Here is a 7,720-nt window from a genome sequence, read left to right as displayed (position 1 = left end):
CCTTAGCCATTGATGCAGCGATTCGCGCCCATTTTTGTGCGAGATCTCTTACAAACGAGTGAGCAAATATCGCTTTTTGAGTAGGAAAATCAACACCAAGAAACTTAACTTATTGATTTTAAATAAAATAACAACCAGCTAGAGAAACCCTTTGCGAAAAAAGCGTTTCTCTAGCATTGCCGATAAATTAGAGATGGGTAATATGAACCTTGTCGGAAGGATTCTGACACGGAACAGGAAAGCACCACGGATTGGTCATCTTCAGGATGAAGAGACGACTGCTCAGGATGAATGGTCGGCACGGAAAGCAAATTGGACATTGAATGGACGCAATAGTAGCTAGGATGGTTACTACTAAGGAAAGACAATGGACACCTCTGGACGAGGCAAGGACTGAACATCAGGATGATGTAAAGGACACCGCTCAAGGAACAAGTGAAGCGCGCTAACGTGGATGGTTAGCAGACTAGGAAGTCACCAAGGACACCGCTAGGAAGGCGAAGAACGGATTAAGCTGACGGAATTCGGCCACTATCATGGATTTGATGCATGGAGCACTTTCGTAGCTGGATTGCTGCAAGTAAGACTATAACCCCGCAGGGCGCAAGCCCTCGGGGTTTTTCTTTTGGATCGGATAAGTAGATGAGTTATCCAGCTTTCATATCTTGAACGGCTAGGTTAGGTATTTGGTTTAAACAACGCCATAAACACCCCTCCCTGCCTCCCCCTCAAAGAGGGAGGAGAACAATCCAACCATCTCAGCAAAGAAAAGTACCCTTTCTTCGTACAAGGAAGATCATAGTTTCTCTAGCTTGGCATAAGCAGTCACTAGCCATTTAATGCCTTCACCGTTAAAAGCGACTTGCACTCGACTTTGCGGGCCACTACCTTCGAAATTAATGATGGTGCCTTCACCAAAAATAGGGTGTTTCACGCGTGCGCCCAAACTAAAGCCCGTCTCGTTAAAGTTCTCTTTGACCGCTGTTTGACTAAAACGCCCAGCACTGCTTGGTCGGCTCACTTGCGCTTTCATGCGCACTTCATCAAGGCAGTTTTCTGGCAGCTCACGGATAAAGCGTGATGGCTTATGGTATTTATCCTGACCGTATAAACGGCGAATTTCAGCGTAAGTAATGTAGAGCTTTTGCATGGCGCGCGTCATTCCGACGTAGCACAAACGGCGCTCCTCTTCCAATCGCCCCGCTTCTTCGGCCGACATTTGGCTAGGGAACATTCCCTCTTCAACGCCAACCATAAACACCAACGGGAACTCTAACCCTTTCGCGCTGTGCAGTGTCATTAACTGTACGGCATCATCAAATTCGTCAGCCTGCCCTTCGCCCGCTTCCAGCGCTGCGTGGGTTAAAAAGGCCGTCAACATGCTCATCTCATCCGCTTCTTCTGGCTTTTCAAATTGGCGTGTTGCGGTGACTAGTTCTTCCAAGTTTTCAATTCTGGCTTTGGACTTTTCACCCTTTTCAAGCTGATACATCTCAAACAAACCTGAGGTTTTGATTACATGGTCGGTTTGACTGTGTAACGGCATCTCAGCGCTATCATCTTCAAGGGCATTGACCAGTTCAATAAACCGGCTTAATGCGCTTGCCGCACGTCCTGTGAGCACTTTTTCTTCCAACAGCACAAGGCTCGCTTGCCACAAGGTACAGCCGCGATCTCGCGCCGCAAAACGAATGGTTTCCAGCGTTTTATCACCTAAGCCACGCGGTGGCGTATTTACGACTCGCTCAAAGGCCGAATCATCATTACGGTTAGACATCAAACGCAAGTAACTTAACGCATCTTTTATCTCTTGGCGCTCGAAGAAGCGCATGCCGCCGTAGATACGGTAGGGCAAGCCTGCTTGAATCAAGGCTTCTTCCAAAACACGAGATTGGGCGTTGTTGCGATAAAGCATCGCACAATCCTCTAATGCGCCACCTTTATCTCGCCACTCTTTGATTTTATTGACGGTAAAACGCGCCTCATCAAGATCGTTGTAGGCCGAATAGATAGAAATTGGCTCGCCTTCGCTGCCATCTGTCCAGAGCTCTTTACCCATTCGCTCGGTGTTGTTCGCGATCAGTGCGTTCGAGGCTTGCAAAATGGTTTTGGTTGAACGGTAGTTTTGCTCTAAACGAATGGTATTAACGCTCGGAAATTCCTGCGTGAATTTTTCGAGGTTTTCAATTTTGGCACCACGCCAGCCATAAATGGACTGATCATCATCACCGACGATCATCACGTGGCAATCGCGCCCAGCCATCATGCGCAGCCATGCGTATTGGATGTTGTTGGTGTCTTGAAATTCGTCGACCAAGATGTGTTTAAAGCGCGCTTGATAATGTTCACGAATGTGCTGTTTATCACGCAACATCTCGTGGCAACGCAGCAAAATTTCGGCAAAATCGACCAAACCTGCGCGATCGCACGCCTCTTGGTACGCGGAATAAAGCTGCAAATAGGTTTGAGTCACGGGATCGCGGTACGCATCGATGTGCTTCGGACGAAGACCTTCATCTTTTTTACCGTTAATCCACCAGCACACTTGGCGCGTTGGCCACTGCTTCTCATCTAGGTTTTGTGCTTTGATTAAGCGACGCAGCAAACGCAGTTGATCTTCAGAATCGAGGATCTGAAAATCCTCAGGCAGGCGAGCGTCGAGATAGTGAGCGCGTAAAATACGGTGGCAAATACCGTGGAAGGTACCATTCCACATGCCCGATGCACTGCCCATCATCAACTCTTCAATTCGGCCACGCATTTCCGCCGCCGCTTTGTTGGTAAAAGTCACCGACATGACTGAAAAAGGCGAGGCGTTTTCAACCGAGATAAGCCAAGCAATGCGATGCACCAATACTCGGGTTTTACCACTCCCCGCTCCGGCAAGCACCAGCAAGTTTTCTAAAGGCGCGGCAACCGCTTCGCGCTGTTTATCGTTGAGACCGTCGAGTAAGAGAGAAGGATCCATCATGGCTAAGCTACTGGTTATTTATACATAATTGCCCAGATTATAACCTCAAATCGCGGCAAGATGCTCGTCTCTATCACATTTTTCTGGGCATTCAAAAATGAAAAGCCCACCGCAAAGGTGGGCTAATTCGAGCTTCATCGCATTTTAAGCGCGTGACTACGCGGCGATCCCCGCATGACGCAGCAACGCATCAATTTGCGGCTCACGGCCTCTAAAGCGTTTAAATAGCTCCATCGGCTCTTCACTACCACCCATTTCAAGGATGTTGTTCAAGAAACTTTGCCCAGTCTGCGGGTTAAAAATCCCCTCTTCCTCAAAGCGAGAAAACGCATCCGCCGAAAGCACTTCTGCCCATAAGTAGCTGTAGTAACCTGCGCTGTAACCGCCAGCAAAGATGTGGCTAAAGCTGTGTGAGAAACGGTTCCATTCAAGGCTTGGTAACACGGCCACTTTCTTTTTCACTTGAGCGAGAGTTTCCAACACTTGCGGGCCTACTTCGGGATCGTAAGTGGTGTGCAAGGTGAAATCGAACAAACCAAATTCAAGTTGGCGCAAAATAAACATCGCTGACTGGAAGTTTTTCGCCGCGAGCATTTTATCGAGCATTTCTTTCGGTAGCGGTTCACCCGTTTCGTAATGACCTGAAATAAACGCTAACGCCTCTTCTTCCCAGCACCAATTTTCAAGGAACTGACTTGGCAGTTCAACCGCATCCCACGGTACACCATTGATGCCAGATACCGCACCCACTTCAACTTGAGTCAACATGTGGTGGATCCCGTGTCCAAACTCATGGAACAAAGTGACCACTTCATCATGAGTAAATAACGCAGGTTTATCACCGATTGGGCGATTAAAGTTACAGGTCAAATAAGCCACTGGTGTTTGTAGCTCGCCATTTTGAGTGATACGGCGGCCACGGCAATCATCCATCCACGCGCCGCCACGCTTATGTTCGCGTGCATACAGGTCGAGATAGAAGCTGCCACGCAGTGATCCTTTCGCATCAAAAATATCGAAAAAACGCACCGATGGATGCCAAGTATCAACCCCAGAGCGCTCTTTGACGCTCATGCCAAATACGCGGTTGAGCACTTCAAATAGGCCGCTCACCACTTTCGACTCTGGGAAATAAGGGCGCAGCTCTTCATCTGAAATATCAAACAAGTGCTGTTTCTGTTTTTCGCTGTAGTAAGCGATATCCCACAACTCTAGCGTGGTCACGCCAAACTCTTGCTGCGCAAATTGACGCAACTCTTCTACTTCACGCTCACCTTGCGGTTTCACTTTGGTGGCTAAATCATTTAAAAACCCTAACACTTGATCGGGCGTTTGCGCCATTTTGGTCGCCAGTGATTTTTCACTGTAGGTATTAAAGCCGAGCATACGGGCTATTTCATGACGCAGTTTGAGCTTCTCAGCGATGATTTCGCTGTTATCCCACTTGCCCGCATTTGGCCCGCGATCCGAGGCACGCGTAACATACGCTTCATAAAGCTCTTTGCGCAGAGCTTGGTTATCACAATAAGTCATCACTGGCAGATAAGAAGGAATGTCGAGCGTTAATAAATAACCATCGAGCTCTTTGGCTTGCGCCGCCGCTTGTGCAGCTGCTAATGCCGATTCTGGCATGCCCGCTAATTGATTGGAGTCAGTAATGTGCTTGGTCCAGCCCATCGTGGCATCCAGTACATTGTTAGAGAACTTAGAACCCAACTCAGATTGACGTTTACTGATCTCGCCGTACCGTTTTTGCTCTGCCAATGGCAAGCCGATACCCGATAGCTCAAAATCACGCAGTGCATCATTGATGGTTTTTTGCTGCGCTTGAGAGAGCGAGGAAAAAGTATCGCTGGCTTTCATGCTCTTATAGGCTTCAAACAGGCCTTTATGTTGCCCAACCCAAGTGCCGTATTCAGACAGCAGCGGCAAACAGCTTTCGTACGCATCACGCAGTTCATCGCTATTGAGCACGGAATTAAGGTGGCTCACTGGCGACCAAATACGGCTTAAGCGATCATCCATCTCTTCAATGGGTGCAATCAAGTTTTCCCACGTTGGGGTGCTATTGCCAGCAAGGCGTTTTTCAATTTCGGTGCGGCAATCTTCTATCGCTTTCTCAACCGCAGGCTTCACATGCTCTGGCTTAATGGCGGAAAACGGCGGTAAATCCGTGAAAGTGAGAAGTGGATTAGACATAAAACATTCCTTTTAAGTTAAGACGCGCCTGCACGTTGATGCATTTCTCTGCAACAGTCACTGATTGTTTCACGGCAACCGTCGATTTTGTTTATCTGAAATAGTAAATATAGGTAGGTTCAGCAATTTTCAATAGTGGCGTATAATCAGCCAATACGTTTGATTGATGAAACACACTCCATTTGGGGTGTTTTGAGAGCCTATTTTGCTAAGTTATCGCCACAGTTTTCACGCGGGCAACCACGCGGATGTATTAAAGCATATTGTACAAAGCCTTATCCTCAATGCATTACAGCAAAAAGAGAAGCCTTTTGTTTATCATGACACCCACTCTGGCGTGGGCCGTTATGACTTGACCCATGAATGGTCAGAAAAAACCGGTGAATATAAACAAGGGATTGCTCGTATTTGGCAACAAAATGTAACGCCACCCGCCATTCAAAGCTACCTTGAGGCAGTAAAAGCACTCAATGAAAGCGAAGAGTTACGCTACTACCCCGGCTCACCGCGTGTGGCGCGTGCTCATCTACGCGCGCAGGATCGTATGGTGCTCACTGAATTGCATCCGAGCGATTACCCTTTGCTCGAGCAAGAGTTCCACCGAGATCGTCAGGTATCGATTTACAAAGAAGATGGTTTCCAACGCTTAATCGGTAGCCTGCCACCGAAAGAGCGTCGCGGCTTAGTGTTGATCGATCCCCCTTACGAATTGGCCAAAGAGTACAGCGATGTCGTAAGAGCCATTGCCCAAAGTTATAAGCGCTGGGCGACGGGTATCTACGCCATTTGGTATCCCGTAGTGAATCGCGACACCATTGAGGACTTGCTTGAAGGGCTGGCAAGCCTCGGTATTCGCAAAATCTTACAAATTGAATTGGGCGTATCGCCAGACACCCATGAACGTGGCATGACCGCTTCAGGCATGATAGTGATTAACCCACCGTGGACACTGGAAGGGCAAATGCAGGAAATTTTACCGTTTCTTCAGCAAGCGATTGCCCCGGTAACCGGTCATTTTAAAGTCGAATGGGTTGTACCAGAATAAACTGACCCAATCTATCAAAGAAGTTGAGAACCTTTTTCGCCTTGCTATGGTTGCCAACACCGTACAAAACCAAGGTCAAATAGGATGAAAAAAGAATAATGGAGAAAGTAATGACAACGCATTTTGATTATATCTGTATCGGTGGTGGCTCTGGTGGTATCGCTTCAGCGAACCGCGCGGCAATGTATGGTGCGAAAGTCGCACTGATTGAAGCCAAAGACCTTGGCGGCACTTGTGTCAACGTCGGTTGTGTTCCGAAAAAAGTGATGTGGCATGGCGCGCAAATTGCTGAAGCAATGCACCTTTATGCCAAAGATTACGGCTTCGATGTCGATGTCAAAGGATTAGACTGGTCAAAACTGATTGAGAGCCGCCAAGCGTATATTGGCCGTATTCATCAATCATACGACCGCGTATTGGGCAATAATAAAGTGGAAGTGATCCGCGGTTTTGCACGCTTTGTTGATGCAAAAACCGTAGAAGTAAACGGTGAACACTACACAGCAGACCATATCCTGATTGCCGTTGGCGGACGCCCAACGATTCCGGCGATCCCAGGGGCACAATACGGCATTGATTCCAATGGTTTCTTTGACTTGACCGAACAGCCTAAACGCGTCGCGGTTGTGGGCGCAGGTTATATTGCGGTTGAAATCGCGGGCGTACTCAACGCACTCGGCACTGAAACGCACCTTTACGTGCGCAAAGAATCACCACTGCGCAGCTTTGATCCCATGATCATCGAAACACTCACTGAAGTCATGGCGGCGGAAGGCCCAACATTACATACTCATTCAGTGCCAAAAGAAGTGATCAAAGAAGCCGATGGCAGCCTGACTCTACACCTTGAAAATGGCCAAAGCCAAAACGTTGATACGCTCATTTGGGCAATCGGCCGCCACCCAGCAACCGATGCGATAAACCTAGCAGCAACGGGTGTGGCAACTAATGCACAAGGCTATATTAAGGTTGATGAGTACCAGCAAACCAACGTCGCGGGCATTTACTGTGTCGGCGATATCATGGAAGGCGGTATCGAGCTCACACCAGTTGCCGTCAAAGCAGGCCGTCAACTTTCAGAGCGCCTGTTTAATGGCAAAACCGATGCGAAGATGGATTACAAACTAGTCCCGACCGTAGTCTTTAGCCATCCGCCAATCGGCACAATTGGCCTCACCACGCAAGAAGCCCAAGCGCAATATGGCGAAGAGAATGTCAAAGTGTATACCTCTAGCTTCACGGCCATGTACACCGCCGTCACCTCTCACCGTCAACCATGCAAAATGAAACTAGTATGCGCTGGCCCTGAAGAAACCGTTGTTGGCCTACACGGCATCGGTTTTGCGGTTGATGAAATGATTCAAGGCTTTGGCGTAGCCATGAAAATGGGCGCAACCAAGGCCGATTTTGATTCAGTTGTGGCAATACACCCAACGGGTAGTGAAGAGTTTGTTACCATGAGAAACTAAACATTCTTTATCGTAAAATAGCAGCGAGTCATAAAC

At 48.2% G+C, this 7,720-nt stretch carries 4 protein-coding genes; 2 read left to right on the top strand and 2 right to left on the bottom strand.

The genetic code is table 11. The features are described from left to right. Positions 1-796: 796 nt before the first annotated feature. Together uvrD and prlC are read right to left on the bottom strand one after the other, a co-directional pair. The gene (uvrD, locus tag B9J84_RS09880; RefSeq protein WP_013855687.1) at positions 797-2,971 is read right to left on the bottom strand and encodes a DNA helicase II; all 2,175 of its coding nucleotides are present in this window, start codon (positions 2,969-2,971) and stop codon (positions 797-799) included. 156 nt (positions 2,972-3,127) lie between these two features. Continuing rightward, positions 3,128-5,170 carry an oligopeptidase A gene (prlC, locus tag B9J84_RS09875; RefSeq protein WP_094124041.1) on the bottom strand — a complete coding sequence of 681 codons (2,043 nt, stop codon included), beginning with the start codon at positions 5,168-5,170 and terminating at the stop codon, positions 3,128-3,130. Positions 5,171-5,375: 205 nt separating this feature from the next. On the opposite strand from prlC, the gene B9J84_RS09870 reads away from it, so the two are divergent. Beyond that, on the top strand, positions 5,376-6,215 hold the full coding sequence (locus tag B9J84_RS09870; RefSeq protein ID WP_017045941.1) for a 23S rRNA (adenine(2030)-N(6))-methyltransferase RlmJ: 840 nt from the start codon (positions 5,376-5,378) through the stop codon (positions 6,213-6,215). A 110-nt stretch (positions 6,216-6,325) separates the two neighbouring features. Further along, on the top strand, positions 6,326-7,684 hold the full coding sequence (gene gorA, locus B9J84_RS09865; protein ID WP_081245272.1) for a glutathione-disulfide reductase: 1,359 nt from the start codon (positions 6,326-6,328) through the stop codon (positions 7,682-7,684). Positions 7,685-7,720: the final 36 nt, after the last annotated feature.

The sequence above is a fragment of the Vibrio sp. V03_P4A6T147 genome (assembly GCF_002241085.1).
GTDB lineage: Bacteria > Pseudomonadota > Gammaproteobacteria > Enterobacterales > Vibrionaceae > Vibrio > Vibrio anguillarum.
Note: the sequence above shows the minus strand (reverse complement) of the source record. Positions and strands in the feature narration are given on the sequence as shown.